The organism is Streptomyces sp. C1-1, assembly GCF_050214755.1.
Classification (GTDB): Bacteria; Actinomycetota; Actinomycetes; order Streptomycetales; family Streptomycetaceae; genus Streptomyces.
The window spans coordinates 5,365,136-5,380,730 of the sequence record NZ_CP189826.1; the positions used below are offsets into that span (position 1 = coordinate 5,365,136).

Genomic DNA, 15,595 nt, shown 5'->3' on the forward strand with positions numbered 1-15,595 from the left:
GCCAAAAGTCAACGCCAGATATGTTGATACCCCGACACCGGGATTTCCTGGTGGCGAGGTTCCTTTGAAGAAAACACAGCGAGGACGCTGTGAACGGTCGGGCCTATTCCGCTCGACTGTTCCGCTCTCGTGGTGTTCATCCCGATTACGGGAAAACATTCACGGAGAGTTTGATCCTGGCTCAGGACGAACGCTGGCGGCGTGCTTAACACATGCAAGTCGAACGATGAACCACTTCGGTGGGGATTAGTGGCGAACGGGTGAGTAACACGTGGGCAATCTGCCCTTCACTCTGGGACAAGCCCTGGAAACGGGGTCTAATACCGGATAACACTCTCGCAGGCATCTGTGAGGGTTAAAAGCTCCGGCGGTGAAGGATGAGCCCGCGGCCTATCAGCTTGTTGGTGAGGTAATGGCTCACCAAGGCGACGACGGGTAGCCGGCCTGAGAGGGCGACCGGCCACACTGGGACTGAGACACGGCCCAGACTCCTACGGGAGGCAGCAGTGGGGAATATTGCACAATGGGCGAAAGCCTGATGCAGCGACGCCGCGTGAGGGATGACGGCCTTCGGGTTGTAAACCTCTTTCAGCAGGGAAGAAGCGAAAGTGACGGTACCTGCAGAAGAAGCGCCGGCTAACTACGTGCCAGCAGCCGCGGTAATACGTAGGGCGCAAGCGTTGTCCGGAATTATTGGGCGTAAAGAGCTCGTAGGCGGCTTGTCACGTCGATTGTGAAAGCCCGAGGCTTAACCTCGGGTCTGCAGTCGATACGGGCTAGCTAGAGTGTGGTAGGGGAGATCGGAATTCCTGGTGTAGCGGTGAAATGCGCAGATATCAGGAGGAACACCGGTGGCGAAGGCGGATCTCTGGGCCATTACTGACGCTGAGGAGCGAAAGCGTGGGGAGCGAACAGGATTAGATACCCTGGTAGTCCACGCCGTAAACGGTGGGAACTAGGTGTTGGCGACATTCCACGTCGTCGGTGCCGCAGCTAACGCATTAAGTTCCCCGCCTGGGGAGTACGGCCGCAAGGCTAAAACTCAAAGGAATTGACGGGGGCCCGCACAAGCGGCGGAGCATGTGGCTTAATTCGACGCAACGCGAAGAACCTTACCAAGGCTTGACATACACCGGAAACGTCCAGAGATGGGCGCCCCCTTGTGGTCGGTGTACAGGTGGTGCATGGCTGTCGTCAGCTCGTGTCGTGAGATGTTGGGTTAAGTCCCGCAACGAGCGCAACCCTTGTCCCGTGTTGCCAGCAGGCCCTTGTGGTGCTGGGGACTCACGGGAGACCGCCGGGGTCAACTCGGAGGAAGGTGGGGACGACGTCAAGTCATCATGCCCCTTATGTCTTGGGCTGCACACGTGCTACAATGGCCGGTACAATGAGCTGCGATACCGTGAGGTGGAGCGAATCTCAAAAAGCCGGTCTCAGTTCGGATTGGGGTCTGCAACTCGACCCCATGAAGTCGGAGTCGCTAGTAATCGCAGATCAGCATTGCTGCGGTGAATACGTTCCCGGGCCTTGTACACACCGCCCGTCACGTCACGAAAGTCGGTAACACCCGAAGCCGGTGGCCCAACCCCTTGTGGGAGGGAGCTGTCGAAGGTGGGACTGGCGATTGGGACGAAGTCGTAACAAGGTAGCCGTACCGGAAGGTGCGGCTGGATCACCTCCTTTCTAAGGAGCACTTCTTACCGAGTTCGCTCGGTCAGAGGCCAGTACATCGGCGAATGTCTGATGCTGGTTGCTCATGGGTGGAACGTTGACTATTCGGCCGGGTTCTGGGTCGGAGGCTGCTAGTACTGCTCGCAAGAGCGTGGAACGCATGATCTCCGGGCGGGAGCCGGCCGGGCACGCTGTTGGGTGTCTGAGGGAATGGTTTTTCCTCAGTCGCCGGCCCCAGTGAACTCGAGTGGAAGCTCGGGGTGATGGGTGGCTGGTCGTTGTTTGAGAACTGCACAGTGGACGCGAGCATCTGTGGCCAAGTTTTTAAGGGCGCACGGTGGATGCCTTGGCACCAGGAACCGATGAAGGACGTGGGAGGCCACGATAGGCCCCGGGGAGTCGTCAACCAGGCTTTGATCCGGGGGTGTCCGAATGGGGAAACCCGGCAGTCGTCATGGGCTGTCACCCTTGCCTGAACACATAGGGCAAGTGGAGGGAACGCGGGGAAGTGAAACATCTCAGTACCCGCAGGAAGAGAAAACAACCGTGATTCCGGGAGTAGTGGCGAGCGAAACCGGATGAGGCCAAACCTACGACGTGTGAGACCCGGCAGGGGTTGCGTCGTGGGGGTTGTGGGATCTCTCTTCTGTCGTCTGCCGGCGGCAGGACGAGTCAGAAACCGTTGATGTAGGCGAAGGACATGCGAAAGGTCCGGCGTAGAGGGTAAGACCCCCGTAGTCGAAACGTCAGCGGCTCGTTTGAGAGACACCCAAGTAGCACGGGGCCCGAGAAATCCCGTGTGAATCTGGCGGGACCACCCGCTAAGCCTAAATATTCCCTGGTGACCGATAGCGGATAGTACCGTGAGGGAATGGTGAAAAGTACCGCGGGAGCGGAGTGAAATAGTACCTGAAACCGTGTGCCTACAAGCCGTGGGAGCGTCGGAACAAGGCTTGCCTTGTTCTCGTGACTGCGTGCCTTTTGAAGAATGAGCCTGCGAGTTTGCGGTGTGTTGCGAGGTTAACCCGGGTGGGGTAGCCGTAGCGAAAGCGAGTCCGAACAGGGCGTTTTAGTAGCACGCTCAAGACCCGAAGCGGAGTGATCTAGCCATGGGCAGGTTGAAGCGGAGGTAAGACTTCGTGGAGGACCGAACCCACCAGGGTTGAAAACCTGGGGGATGACCTGTGGTTAGGGGTGAAAGGCCAATCAAACTCCGTGATAGCTGGTTCTCCCCGAAATGCATTTAGGTGCAGCGTCGTGTGTTTCTTGCCGGAGGTAGAGCACTGGATAGGCGATGGGCCCTACCGGGTTACTGACCTTAGCCAAACTCCGAATGCCGGTAAGTGAGAGCACGGCAGTGAGACTGTGGGGGATAAGCTCCATGGTCGAGAGGGAAACAGCCCAGAGCATCGACTAAGGCCCCTAAGCGTACGCTAAGTGGGAAAGGATGTGGAGTCGCAGAGACAACCAGGAGGTTGGCTTAGAAGCAGCCACCCTTGAAAGAGTGCGTAATAGCTCACTGGTCTAGTGATTCCGCGCCGACAATGTAGCGGGGCTCAAGCGTACCGCCGAAGTCGTGTCATTGCAGCATGAGGGCCAACGCCCGCTGTGATGGGTAGGGGAGCGTCGTCTGCCGGGTGAAGCAGCACCGGAAGGTAGTTGTGGACGGTTGACGAGTGAGAATGCAGGCATGAGTAGCGATACAAACGTGAGAAACGTTTGCGCCGATTGACTAAGGGTTCCTGGGTCAAGCTGATCTGCCCAGGGTAAGTCGGGACCTAAGGCGAGGCCGACAGGCGTAGTCGATGGATAACCGGTTGATATTCCGGTACCCGCTGTGAAGCGTCAAACATTGAATCCAGTGATGCTAAGCCCGTGAAGCCGCCGGCTGAGTCTTCGGACGAGGTCGGAGTGGTGGAGCCGGTGACCCGAGCTGGTAGTAGGTGAGTGATGGGGTGACGCAGGAAGGTAGTCCATCCCGGGCGGTGGTTGTCCCGGGGTAAGGGTGTAGGACGAGTGGTAGGCAAATCCGCCGCTCATGTGTCTGAGACCTGATGCCGAGCCGATTGTGGTGAAGTGGATGATCCTATGCTGTCGAGAAAAGCCTCTAGCGAGTTTCATGGCGGCCCGTACCCTAAACCGACTCAGGTGGTCAGGTAGAGAATACCGAGGCGTTCGGGTGAACTATGGTTAAGGAACTCGGCAAAATGCCCCCGTAACTTCGGGAGAAGGGGGGCCACACCTGGTGAGAACACTTGCTGTTCGAGCTGGGGGTGGCCGCAGAGACCAGCGAGAAGCGACTGTTTACTAAAAACACAGGTCCGTGCGAAGCCGTAAGGCGATGTATACGGACTGACGCCTGCCCGGTGCTGGAACGTTAAGGGGACCGGTTAGCTTGGATTCGTCCAGGCGAAGCTGAGAACTTAAGCGCCAGTAAACGGCGGTGGTAACTATAACCATCCTAAGGTAGCGAAATTCCTTGTCGGGTAAGTTCCGACCTGCACGAATGGCGTAACGACTTCTCGACTGTCTCAACCATAGGCCCGGTGAAATTGCACTACGAGTAAAGATGCTCGTTTCGCGCAGCAGGACGGAAAGACCCCGGGACCTTTACTACAGTTTGATATTGGTGTTCGGTTCGGCTTGTGTAGGATAGCTGGGAGACTTTGAAACGCGGACGCCAGTTCGCGGTGAGTCGTCGTTGAAATACCAGTCTGGTCGTGCTGGATGTCTAACCTGGGTCCGTGATCCGGATCAGGGACAGTGTCTGATGGGTAGTTTAACTGGGGCGGTTGCCTCCTAAAGAGTAACGGAGGCGCCCAAAGGTTCCCTCAGCCTGGTTGGCAATCAGGTGTTGAGTGTAAGTGCACAAGGGAGCTTGACTGTGAGACCGACGGGTCGAGCAGGGACGAAAGTCGGGACTAGTGATCCGGCGGTGGCTTGTGGAAGCGCCGTCGCTCAACGGATAAAAGGTACCCCGGGGATAACAGGCTGATCTTCCCCAAGAGTCCATATCGACGGGATGGTTTGGCACCTCGATGTCGGCTCGTCGCATCCTGGGGCTGGAGTCGGTCCCAAGGGTTGGGCTGTTCGCCCATTAAAGCGGTACGCGAGCTGGGTTTAGAACGTCGTGAGACAGTTCGGTCCCTATCCGCTGTGCGCGTAGGAGTCTTGAGAAGGGCTGTCCCTAGTACGAGAGGACCGGGACGGACGAACCTCTGGTGTGCCAGTTGTCCTGCCAAGGGCATGGCTGGTTGGCTACGTTCGGGAGGGATAACCGCTGAAAGCATCTAAGCGGGAAGCCTGCTTCGAGATGAGGACTCCCACCCACTTGATGGGGTAAGGCTCCCAGTAGACGACTGGGTTGATAGGCCGGATCTGGAAGCACGGTAACGTGTGGAGGTGACCGGTACTAATAGGCCGAGGGCTTGTCCTCAGTTGCTCGCGTCCACTGTGTTAGTTCTGAGGCAACGACCGTGTTTTTTCCGGTCCAACTTCATAGTGTTTCGGTGGTTATAGCGTGAGGGAAACGCCCGGTTACATTCCGAACCCGGAAGCTAAGCCTTACAGCGCCGATGGTACTGCAGGGGGGACCCTGTGGGAGAGTAGGACGCCGCCGAACAAATTTTGAGAAAACCCCCGGCCGGGGATACCGGTCCGGGGGTTTTCTGCGTTCGGCTACCGTTGCTGGCATGACCTACAAAGTCCGTTCCATACGCGCCGACGAGTGGCGTGAGGTGAAGGCGCTGCGACTCGCCTCTCTTCAGGACCCCGTCGCGCACCTCGCCTTCCTGGAGACCTACGAGCAGGCCGCGGCCAGGTCGGATTCCTTCTGGCAGGAGCGGGCGGCCGGCGGAGCCGAGGGGGCTTCCGGAGCGCAGCAGATCATTGCCGAGGGTCCGGACGGCGAATGGGTCGGGACGATTACCGTGCTGATGGAGGAGGCCGGGTCCACCGACTGGGCCGGGTTTCCGATCGAGCGGCGGCAGGGGCATGTCGTCGGCGTGTTCGTGCGGCCCGAGCACCGTGGCATCGGGCTGACCGAGGTGCTGTTCGAGGCCGGTCTGGACTGGGCCTGGGCGCAGGGCGCCGAGCGGGTGCGGCTCATCGTGCACGAGGACAACGGGCGGGCTCAGCGGCTGTATCGGAAGGTCGGCTTCGCGCCCACCGGTGTGACCGTGCCGTTGGCGGCGGCCCCGGGGCAGTTGGAACTGGAGTTCGCCCTGGAGCGCGAGGAGCATGAGGCGGTCTGACCGGCTGGACCGGCTAGACCGGCAGTTCGTCGTGCGGCCAGCGGGCGCGGCCCTGCTCCCGGGAGCGGAGCAGGGCAAGCGTCGGCAGGCCCCGGTCCGCTCCGGCGGCCAGCAGCTCCGGCAGCTGCGGTAGCGGGGCCACGGCGGCCACGTCGTCGAGGACGAGCGTCAGTGGTGGGTCGAGGCGACCGGAGGATGACCGTTCGGCCATGTGCCGGCCGCGCTCGACCACGCTGGAGACGAGGGCCGTCAGGAGAGGCATCGCGCCCGGATTGGTCCTGGGGTCCTCGATGGATTCCCCCACTACATAAAGCGTGCCCCCTTCGTGGACGAAGGAATCCAAGGCGAGGGCGTCGCTTCGGTTGGGTGTGCAGGCCTCACGGATGTTCACCGTGAAGAGGGCCGAGAGGGCTCGGCTCGTCAGTTCCTGGGCCATGTCACGGCGTTCGGGGTGGGCGGTGAGCGCGGCCTCGAGTTCGCCGGCGGAGCCGGGGGACGCCTTGGGGTTCGTACGGAGAATGCGGACCGCGTCCTGGACCTGGGTGCCCTGGGACCAGCGGTGGACGTGGCGGATGGTGCGGCCGTCCACCGCGGCGGCGTGCAGGTAGGTCCGCAGGAGCGTTTCCGCGGTGGCCGACAGGGCCTCGTCCAGCTTGGCCGTGGGGCGGATGGGCGCCAGTATCGCGGCCGCCCTCTCCGTCGCCGTCTGCTTCTCCTCGCAGCCCGCCGTGGGAGACCAGTGGAGACGGGCCGGGGTGTCGCAGAGGTGGGTGGGGTCGTAGAGGTGGACGGGGCCCAGTTTGGCCCGGGCGTCCTTCGTGTCCTGCCATACGGTGGGGTTGGACGTGACGACCACGGCGGGGCCCTCCGCGTCCCGCACGGCCTGCGTGGCCGCCGCCTGGCGGCTCGCGGGAGGGCCGTAGTGCACCAGGGGGACGGTCGGGTGCTGCAGCACTTCCGTCGGCTGCGGCAGGAGGGGCTCGGTCCGGGGGACCGGCACCTCGTGGACCTCCGCGGGCGGGGGCAGCGGGCGTGCCTCCGGCTCGGGCTCCGGTACGGTCACCGCCGCCGTGGCCCTCTCCAGTGCCGCCGACCGCTCCAGGCGCCGCCTCATACGCCCGGCCCGCCACCGGGCCACCGTGCCCATCAGGAACACGGTCAGCACGAACAGCACCATCAGCTGACCGATGAACAGGCCCCAGAACAGCCCGTACCCGGAGAGCTGCGTATGGGGGGTGTCCGGCCAGGCGCCGGTGATGTCGTGCGGGTGGCCGATGAGGTGGCGCATGGCGAGGGGCGTGCGGGTGAAGGTGACGCCGTCCGGCCAGGAGCCCTGGGCGAACAGGCCCGCCAGGCCCGTCGCCGACCACACCAGCAGGGTCATGCCGAGGAGGAAGGCGAGCAGGCCGATCAACAGGCCGTCCGGGATGCCGCCCTGGCTCTCCCGGTCGTCCCGTCGTCGCCGGTCGTCCGGTCTGACCACGTCCGCCTCCCGCTACGCCACCGTCGATTCGGACGTGCCGTCGAAGTCGCTCAGGTGCTGTTCCACGAAGGCCGCCGCCCGCTCCTCCGCCTCCAGCTCGGCGGCGCGCAGGGCGTCGTCGGCCAGGTCGCTGGAGGACTCCGTCATCGCGCGGTCGGTGAAGACGAGAGGGCGTTCCGTCTCGGTGACCAGGTGTTTGACCACCTGGACGTTGCCGTTGACGTCCCAGACCGCAATACCGGGGGTGAGGGTGGGGATGATCTCCACCGCCCAGCGGGGCAGGCCCAGGACCCGGCCCGTCGCGCGGGCCTCGTCGGCCTTCTGGGCGTAGATCGTCCGGGTCGACGCCATCTTCAGGATCGCGGCGGCTTCCTTGGCCGCCGCACCGTCGACGACGTCGGACAGGTGGTGGACGACCGCCACGAAGGACAGACCCAGCCGGCGCCCGAACTTCAGCAGCCGCTGGAACAGCTGCGCCACGAACGGGCTGCTGATGATGTGCCAGGCCTCCTCGACCAGGAAGACGCGCTTCTTGCGGTCGGGGCGGATCCAGGTGTGCTCCAGCCACACGCCGACGATCGCCATCAGGATCGGCATGGCGATGGAGTTGCGGTCGATGTGGGACAGGTCGAACACGATCAGCGGCGCGTCCAGGTCGATGCCGACCGTCGTCGGGCCGTCGAACATGCCGCGCAGGTCACCGTCGACCAGCCGGTCCAGCACCAGCGCCACGTCCAGGCCCCACGCCCGTACGTCCTCTATGTCGACGTTCATCGCCTCGGCCGACTCCGGCTCCGGGTGCCGTAGCTGCTCGACGATGTCCGTGAGGATCGGCTGGCGCTCGACGATCGTCTCGTTGACGTAGGCGTGCGCGACCTTGAGGGCGAAGCCGGAGCGTTCGTCCAGGCCGTGGCCCATCGCGACCTCGATGATCGTCCGGAGCAGCGCGAGCTGGCCGGTGGTCGTGATCGACGGGTCCAGGGGGTTGAGCCGGATGCCGTGGTCGAGGGCCGCCATCGGGTCCAGCCGGATGGGAGTTATCCCCAGCTCCTCCGCGATGAGATTCCACTCGCCGACGCCGTCCTCGCCCTGTGCGTCGAGGACGACGACCTGGCGGTCGCGGAAGCGCAGCTGCCGGAGGACGTAGGTCTTCTCCAGGGCCGACTTGCCGTTGCCGGACTCGCCGAGGACGAGCCAGTGCGGGGCGGGGAGCTGCTGGCCGTAGAGCTGGAAGGGGTCGTAGATGTAGCCCTTGCCGGAGTAGACCTCGCGGCCGATGATCACGCCCGAGTCGCCGAGGCCGGGGGCGGCCGTCGGCAGGTAGACGGCCTGGGCCTGGCCGGTGGACGTGCGCACGGGCAGGCGGGTCGTCTCGACCTTCCCGAAGAGGAAGGACGTGAAGGCGTCGGTGAGGACGGACAGCGGATCCCGCATCGGCGAATCAGCCCCTACCTTCGAATGCCGGTGGCGAACGGAAGCGTGTTCACGAAGGCACGGTGGTGCTCGCGATCGCACCACTCCAGCTTCAGGTACGACTTTCCGGCCGAGGCGCGGATGGTCCGCTTGTCGCGGGCCAGGGCCTCGGGAGAGCGGGAGGAGACGGTGATGTAGCCGACCAGGTTGACGCCGGCGGCGCCGCTCGCGAGATCCTCGCCGCGCTGGTCGAGGCGGGTGTGGGCGGCCACGTCACGGGGGTCGACGGTGCGGTTCATCTTGGCGGCGCGGCTCGCCTCCGCCTCGTCGTTGGTCTTCTCGGTCAGCATGCGTTCGATGGCGACCTCGGTGGGTTCGAGGTCCATCGTGACGGCGACCGTGCGGATGACGTCCGGGGTGTGGACCAGCAGCGGGGCCAGGAAGTTGACGCCCACCGGGGTCATCGGCCACTCCTTCACCCAGGCGGTGGCGTGGCACCAGGGGGCGCGGGTGGAGGACTCCCGTGTCTTCGCCTGGAGGAACGTCGGTTCCATGGCGTCGAGTTCGGCCGGCCAGGCGTTGCGCTTGGTCATCGCCTGGATGTGGTCGATGGGGTGGTCGGGGTCGTACATGGAGTGGATGAGGGAGGCGAGGCGGCCCTGGCCGAGGGGCTGGCGGACGCGGATGTCGGCCTCCTGCAGGCGCGAGCAGATGTCCGTGAGCTCGCGGGCCATGACGACCGCCAGACCCGCGTCCCGGTCGACCTTGCGGCCGTTGTGCGGGCGGGCTGCCCGGGCCATCGCCTGCGCCTCCGCGGCCAGATCGCGGGTGTAGTGCATGCAGGCGACGAGGTAGGCGCGGTGCTGCTCACTGCTGGTCGACACCATGGACTGCAGTTGGTCGTACGACTGCTGCAGCCAGCCCGGCGCCTTGTCGTCGCCGCGGACGGCGACGTCCTTGGCGTGGGCGTCGGGGTCGGCGGGGAGGGTGCGGGCGAGCATCTGCAGGCGGGTGACGAAGCCGTCGCCGTTGGCGACGTGCTTGAGCAGGGTGCCGAAGCGGTCGACGAGGGCTTCCTGGTCCTCGGAGTCGCGCAGGCCGACACCGGGGCCCTCGATCTCGATGGCGGCGGTGACGGTCCTGCGGTCCGCGTGCAGCAGTACGGCGATCTCGTCGGGTCCGAAGGGGGCGGCGAGCCAGTTGATGCGGCCGATGCCGGGCGGCGGGCCGATCTCGATCTCCCGGCCGTCGAGGCGTGTGCCGGCCTCCATGACGCCGGAACGGTAGACGGTGCCCTGCTTCAGGTTGCGCTTGTAACTGCGGTTGATCTCGAACCACTTGTAGAACGTGCGGTGCTTGTACGGCACGTAGACCGCCGCCAGCGCGAGCAGCGGGAAGCCCATCAGCAGCACGATGCGCAGGGAGAGGACCGGGACGAGGAGCCCGCACATCATGCCGAGGAACGCGCCCACGATGATCAGCGCGATCTCGCCGGACTCGCGGTTCCGGCCGACGATCGCGTTCGGCCGGGCGCGGCCGATGAGATACGTACGGCGGGGCGTGACCGGATGGGACAGGTGGGACTCGGTCGTCAACGCCCTTCACCTCCCGTGCGGTTGGTACTGCTGTTGCGGGTGTTGCTGGCGTGCGGGGTGTTCACTGGGCTGGCCGAACGGGGTGCGGGTGCGGCGGAGGGGACAGATCCGCCGCCACCACCGGTCGGCGTGCGGGTGCTGTGGGCGGCCACGCCGCCGCTGACCGGGTTGGCCGGGCGGGAGCCGCCCCCGGAGGAGGACTGGCCGCCGCCTCCGCTGTCGTTGGCTCGGGTGCTGTGGGTCTTGATGCCCTGCGCGACCATGTTCGCCGGGGAGCTGATGACGGCCGCCGCCTTGCCTTCGGCGCCCTGCATGATGCGGTTGTTGCGGCCGCTGGCGATCTCGTCGCCGAAGCCGGGGACGAAGCGGTAGATCATCGCGCTGGCGAAGATGGCCAGCAGGATGATGGCGAGGCCGGAGACCACGGCGGAGAACGAGTCGGGGCCGTTGGCGGAGGACAGCGCGCCGGCGAGGCCCAGCACGATCACGATGATCGGCTTGACCAGGATGACGGCGATCATGATGCCCGCCCAGCGGCGGACGTGGCCCCAGAGGTTCTTGTCGACCAGGCCGGCGTAGACGACGGTGCCGAGGAGGGCGCCGACGTAGAGGAGCGCCGCTCTGATGACCAGCTCCAGCCAGAGGACGCCGGCGGCGAGGATGCTGACCAGGGACACGACGATCAGCATGATCGGGCCGCCGCCGATGTCGGTGCCCTTGTTGAGGGCGCCGGAGAAGGTGCCGAAGAACACGTCGGTCTGGTCGCCGGTGGCCTTCGCGAGGACGTCCGTGACGCCGTCCGCCGCCGATACGACGGTGTACAGGATCAGGGGCGTGAACGCCGACGCCAGGACCGTCAGCCAGAGGAAGCCGACGGCCTCCGAGATGGCCGTGGTGAGCGGGACGCCCCTGACGGCTCGCTTGGCCACGGCCAGGAGCCAGAGCAGGAGCGTGAGGATCGTCGACGCCGCGAAGACGACCGCGTACTGCTGGAGGAACTTCTGGTTCGTGAAGTCGACGTTCGCCGTCTCCTTCACGGCCTCACTGAGCTTGTCGATGGTCCAGGAGGCGGCTTTGGCGCAGCCCTTGGCGAGGGAGGAGAGGGGGTCCAGCGTGGAGGTCGGGTCGAGGGAGGTGGACCCACTGGTGCCTTTGTCGTTGTTGCCGCGTTCGCAGTACTTCTTGGCCTCGCCGACGATGAGATCGCAGGGGTCGTTGCTCTTGGTCGGCGAAGGAGAGGGGCTCGGTGCGGCTGCGGCACGGGTGGCCAGCAGCACCGCGGTGGTCTGTACGGCGGTCACGACTCCGGCGAGCCTGAGCACGCGGTTCGGGTTACCGGGCATACGTGAACCCTCCGTACTCCTTGATGGCCTTGCTGATTGCGTCGGAGGTGGCGGCCTTGTCGTCGCCGGGTACCGGTGCGGGGCCGTCCTTCTGGGTATCCGTGACGATCTTCCAGCCATCGGCCGACCACTGCAGGTCGAAGGTCCACGTCTTCCACGTCGAGGTGACGGGGTCGGTGGAGTTCGTTCCGGACATGCCGATGAGCCCCAGGTACCAGACGGCGACCTTGGCAGTGCTGTCGCTGTACTGCTGAGCGGTCGTGCCCACCGGCACGACGCGTGAGACGAACGTGCTGCCCTGCGGGGCATTGCCGTTGGCGTCGAGCCCCAGCTTGCCGAGGAAGTCCGACGAGTAGGCACCGTCCATGGCGCTCTGCAGTTTCGAGGCCGCGGCCGGTGTGTAGAGGGAGTCCACGATGCTGTGCCGGCTGTCCTTGGTGAACATGCCGGTCGACCCGAGCGTCACCGCATAGTTCGCCGCCGCACTCTGCGCCCCCTGCTGGTCGTGCGCGAAGCCGGTGGGGATTCCGTTCGTTCTGCCCCGCACCGGCTTCGTCCCGCTTGCCGTGGTCGGGGCGCTGTTCGGCTTGTCCGCGCTGCCGTTCGCCGAAGAGGAATCGTCTCCTCCGCGGTTCGCGAAGGCGATCGCGGCGATGAGGAGGACGACGACGCCGACCACCGTGACCAGGCTCCGGGACGACGTGCGGCCCCCTCGCCGCGCGCCCCCGTACACGTCTTGGCCGCTGTCGGGCAGACGGGTCCGGGTCTGCCCCTCGTCTCCGAGACTCATGCCGCGTACGCCCTCTCCACCTCGTAGACATACGACGGTAGCCGTGCTGGAAGCCGCGCGGGCGCGGTGTGGTGACTCGACATCAGGGAAACGCAACCTCGGCCGGGGAGCACGACGGGCGGGTGGGGGAGGAGGGAACGTCTGCTAGACGGCCATGCCGTACACGATGGTGAAGAGCGTGCCCAGGGAGCCGATGATGAATACACCGGTGAGGCCGGCGATGATGAGGCCCTTGCCCTGTTCCGCGCTGAAGGTGTCGCGCAGGGCGGTCGCGCCGATGCGCTGCTTGGCCGCGCCCCAGACCGCGATGCCCAGACAGAGCAGGATGGCCACCGCCATCACGACCTCGATCATGACCTTGGCCTCGTTGCCCAGGCTGCCGAAGGGGCCCCAGTCCGGAGCGATCCCGCCGATGATCGTGTTGATGTCTCCCTTGTCGGCCGCAAAGAGCATGTAAGTCACCGCCCCTGGTGGGTAGTTCCGCAGTTCCCTCTGCCGGGTGTGCAGAGGTCGGGCTCATTCTCGCCGACAATGGCGCGGTCGTATGTCGACTTGGCGTCATTGCCTGGCGGGTTTCGTACGAAAAGCACTGTCGGTCACTCTGTGTATCACGGCAGGTCACGCCGGGCAATGAGGCCTGAGCGGAACCTGTGTGTGGTTCAGTCGTTGACCCCTTCTGTGACCTGGGCCGGTTCTGACGGCTGGTCGGGTGAGTGGTCGCGCCGATGTTCTCCGGGTGAAGGGTAACCCGGCATGGCGAACGGGTCGCGACCGATACCGGCCGTGGCCGGTTCGCTCGGTGACGGAGAGTCAGCCAATCGGCTGGTGGGGCGGTGACTCCAACGGCTCGGGCGTGGGAGTGCCCCTTTGCTCCTTCTCGGGGCTGTCCCTCTGCGGCTCGTAAATCCCTTGTTGCGCAGTCGACGACCACGTAGCATCACGTTCGCTATCGCGAACCACTTATCGTTCCGGTGCGTCGGGGGCATGCGTGACTTTGGTGATGACGGTCGCGGCCGTCTGGGGTGTCCTGCAACTGTTCGCGGTGTCCTGGCCGACGCGTTCGGTGCGCTTGTCGACCGTGCTGTCGGCGTTCGCGGTGGGCGTGTACGGATGCGGTGTGGTGACGGCGTTGGTGGAGCTCGCGTACACCCGCCTCTACGCCGACCGGGCGGGTCGGTCGCTGGTGGCGGTGGTGAACACCACGGGCTACACGGTGGCTCCCTGGGTGGAGGAGCTGATCAAGGTCTCCCCGCTGCTGCTGGCCGGTCTGAGTGTCAAGGTGCGCCGCCAGTGGGGGCTGACCGACTTCGTGGTGCTGGGCGCGGCACTGGGCGGCGGCTTCGGTCTGCTGGAAGGTGTCCTGCGCTACGGCCTCGACGCGGACCGGGCGATCCCCCGCGGCGGGGGGTGGATCATCCCCGACAGTCTGTCGCCTCCCTATGTACCGAGTCTGGAGCAGGTGCTGACGGCCTGGCTCCCGGCGCCTTTCGCCCAGTTGGACCTGGGTGGTCCCGGGGTCACCCAGACCTTCTCCCATCTGGTGTTCACGGCCATGGCCGGACTGGGGGTGGGGCTCCTGTGGCGCGTACGGGGGTGGGCGCGGCTGCTGGCGGTGCTCCCGGTCCTGGGCGCTGCCGCGTACCACACGGTGAACAACTACGTGGTCCAGGAGCCCACCAGTCCGGCCGCGCACTGGCTTGACTCCCTGAACGGAAAGGCGTGGGCGGCACCCCTGTTGTGCCTGGCGCTCGCGATGGCCGTCGACCTGCGCCAACTGCTCCGTGAAAAGCGCACCTTGCCGGGCGTACTGCTTGCTTCCGAGCGTGCCGACGGCGACAGCCTGGGGGCCCTGCTGCGCTACGCGGCCTGGCGTCCACCATGGAGCCTGCGGATCGTCCTGCGTTACGTCGGTCTGCGGCGCTCCCTGTTCTACGCTGCCGCGTCGGCGTCGACCGACGCCGTCGGGGAACTGAACCGGGTGGTCGCCGGCATCACTGACCGGATGGACGCCTCCGAGAACCAGCAGGCCTGGCGGACGCTGGACGTCCGCGCCCTGCTGAAGGCAGTGCGGGAGGCCCGGGGCCGCGGCCGGCGATGGCTGCCGCTGATCCCGTGCGCGCTCGTTCTGCCCTCCTTGCTCTTCCTGGGCGTCGGCTCGTTCACCTCGACCGCCGGTCTCCAGAAGTTCTTCAGTACCGGTTCGGGCCCGAAGATCCTCATGGGCTTCGGTACGGCAGCGCTGGCCTGGATCGCCTACCGGCTCACCGCCCTGCTGCGCACGTGGCGGACGGCGGCTGCCCAGCCCGAGGGGGAATTGCTGGCGGTTCACCGCTTCCGTCTCGGTACCGCACTGGGGGCCGCCACGACCGGAGCTCTGCTGCTGTGGCGCGGGCTGGGGGACGCCGGCCCCGATGGCAGAGCGATCCACGTGTTCCATCTGCTCGACGCGTTGGACACCTTCCTCGTGTACCTCGGGTTCGCGTTACTGCTGCTTTCCCTGCTCGCTCTGTTCCCTCCCGGAGGGCTCGCGCTCGCCGGGGCCGGAGCGATCGGCGCCGTGACAGCCGAAGCCGCCCTCAACGCGGGTCTCCTCGGAACGGCCGGGCTCGTCCTCATGGGGCTGGGAAGCCAGGGCGGCGGCGGTGACGGTACGGCGTCGGGATCAGGCAACGGCGGTGACAGGGGCGGTCGACCCGACTCGGACACGGTCGGTGCCGCACGTGAGGAGAAGGTTGCCGGTTTGACGGGCGGCCACATACCGTCGGGCCGGCCGGGAAAGCCCGGACTGATCGTCACCAAACCGAATGTGGGAAGCACCGATGTCGATGTCATAGGCGGCGACGGCTCCTACATAGCCGTCGGGGGTCCCGCGAAGGCCAGGAACCTCGCCAAACTCGGCCAGAAGTGTCAGATCTTGAAGTACGCGGCGGAGTTGCAGGGTGTGCCCGCGCGCGCCTACTTCGAAGAGGGAACTCCGGATGGAGCTCTGAAAGTCGCTCGAAAGATCCTTGGTGACGACAATGTTCACGTATTCCCGAAGTGAGACC

The 15,595-nt window shown here is 65.4% G+C and carries 8 protein-coding genes and 3 rRNA genes; 5 read left to right on the forward strand and 6 right to left on the reverse strand.

What is annotated here, in order from left to right:
* Positions 1-158 precede the first annotated feature (158 nt).
* The 4 genes from ACQF4J_RS24535 to ACQF4J_RS24550 all read left to right on the forward strand — a co-directional run bounded on the left by ACQF4J_RS24535 (position 159) and on the right by ACQF4J_RS24550 (position 5,924).
* Positions 159-1,683, forward strand: a 16S ribosomal RNA gene (locus ACQF4J_RS24535).
* A gap of 302 nt (positions 1,684-1,985) precedes the next feature.
* A 23S ribosomal RNA gene (locus ACQF4J_RS24540) occupies positions 1,986-5,107 on the forward strand.
* A gap of 69 nt (positions 5,108-5,176) precedes the next feature.
* Positions 5,177-5,293 (forward strand): 5S ribosomal RNA (gene rrf, locus ACQF4J_RS24545).
* Together the 16S, 23S and 5S rRNA genes form the textbook arrangement of a ribosomal RNA operon.
* 70 nt (positions 5,294-5,363) lie before the next feature.
* Positions 5,364-5,924, forward strand: a complete 561-nt coding sequence (locus ACQF4J_RS24550; protein WP_351560417.1) for a GNAT family N-acetyltransferase — start codon at positions 5,364-5,366, stop codon at positions 5,922-5,924.
* A gap of 13 nt (positions 5,925-5,937) precedes the next feature.
* Here ACQF4J_RS24550 and ACQF4J_RS24555 read toward each other — a convergent pair whose 3' ends face one another.
* The 6 genes from ACQF4J_RS24555 to ACQF4J_RS24580 all read right to left on the reverse strand — a co-directional run bounded on the left by ACQF4J_RS24555 (position 5,938) and on the right by ACQF4J_RS24580 (position 13,001).
* On the reverse strand, positions 5,938-7,407 hold the full coding sequence (locus tag ACQF4J_RS24555; RefSeq protein ID WP_351560419.1) for a type VI secretion protein: 1,470 nt from the start codon (positions 7,405-7,407) through the stop codon (positions 5,938-5,940).
* A gap of 12 nt (positions 7,408-7,419) precedes the next feature.
* A complete protein-coding gene (locus ACQF4J_RS24560; RefSeq protein WP_351560421.1) occupies positions 7,420-8,841 on the reverse strand; it encodes an ATP-binding protein in 1,422 nt (473 codons plus the stop codon).
* A gap of 14 nt (positions 8,842-8,855) precedes the next feature.
* The gene (locus tag ACQF4J_RS24565) at positions 8,856-10,415 is read right to left on the reverse strand and encodes an SCO6880 family protein (protein WP_351560423.1); all 1,560 of its coding nucleotides are present in this window, start codon (positions 10,413-10,415) and stop codon (positions 8,856-8,858) included.
* Positions 10,412-11,758, reverse strand: coding sequence for a hypothetical protein (locus ACQF4J_RS24570; RefSeq protein WP_427166808.1), 1,347 nt, complete (start codon positions 11,756-11,758; stop codon positions 10,412-10,414). The genes ACQF4J_RS24565 and ACQF4J_RS24570 overlap by 4 nt, the downstream gene beginning before the upstream one ends.
* Positions 11,748-12,548 carry a hypothetical protein gene (locus tag ACQF4J_RS24575; RefSeq protein ID WP_427166809.1) on the reverse strand — a complete coding sequence of 267 codons (801 nt, stop codon included), beginning with the start codon at positions 12,546-12,548 and terminating at the stop codon, positions 11,748-11,750. The genes ACQF4J_RS24570 and ACQF4J_RS24575 overlap by 11 nt, the downstream gene beginning before the upstream one ends.
* Positions 12,549-12,692: 144 nt before the next feature.
* Complete coding sequence (locus ACQF4J_RS24580; protein ID WP_014673544.1) at positions 12,693-13,001, reverse strand: hypothetical protein; 309 nt, start codon at positions 12,999-13,001, stop codon at positions 12,693-12,695.
* A 535-nt stretch (positions 13,002-13,536) separates the two neighbouring features.
* Here ACQF4J_RS24580 and ACQF4J_RS24585 point away from each other — a divergent pair.
* Entirely contained in the window at positions 13,537-15,591 is a 2,055-nt protein-coding gene (locus tag ACQF4J_RS24585; protein ID WP_427166810.1) for a PrsW family glutamic-type intramembrane protease, read from the forward strand.
* Positions 15,592-15,595: the final 4 nt, after the last annotated feature.